Origin of the sequence: Desertibacillus haloalkaliphilus (assembly GCF_019039105.1) — a bacterium.
In the GTDB taxonomy this organism is placed as follows: Bacteria; Bacillota; Bacilli; order Bacillales; family KJ1-10-99; genus Desertibacillus; species Desertibacillus haloalkaliphilus.
In genome coordinates this window covers 1-280 of sequence record NZ_JAHPIV010000670.1, presented here as the reverse complement: position 1 = coordinate 280, position 280 = coordinate 1, and the positions used below count along the sequence as shown (strand labels likewise).

General features: G+C 43.6%; 1 rRNA gene. It reads right to left on the bottom strand.

Going from position 1 to position 280, the window contains the following annotated elements:
- Nucleotides 1–76, bottom strand: a 23S ribosomal RNA gene (locus tag KH400_RS23795); the annotation flags it as partial.
- Nucleotides 77–280: the final 204 nt, after the last annotated feature.

The window sequence follows — 280 nt, the reverse complement described above, 5'->3', positions numbered from 1 at the left end:
GCATATCGGTGTTCGTCCCGTCCTTCTTCGGCTCCTAGTGCCAAGGCATCCACCGTGCGCCCTTTATAGCTTAACCTTACGGTAAATCATAAGCTTCAGAATACTTCGTTGGCTTCGTTCTCTGCGTTGCTCATGTACCCTTCAAATGTACATTCCGCTACTTAAGAACTTGCCGTCTCGTACTCTTCGCTTCTTATTCACCTCTATAAAAGGTCATCGAAATGAATTCTTTGACTTCTCAAGTTCACTCGGTTGTTTAATTAAACATTCCGGTAAAACT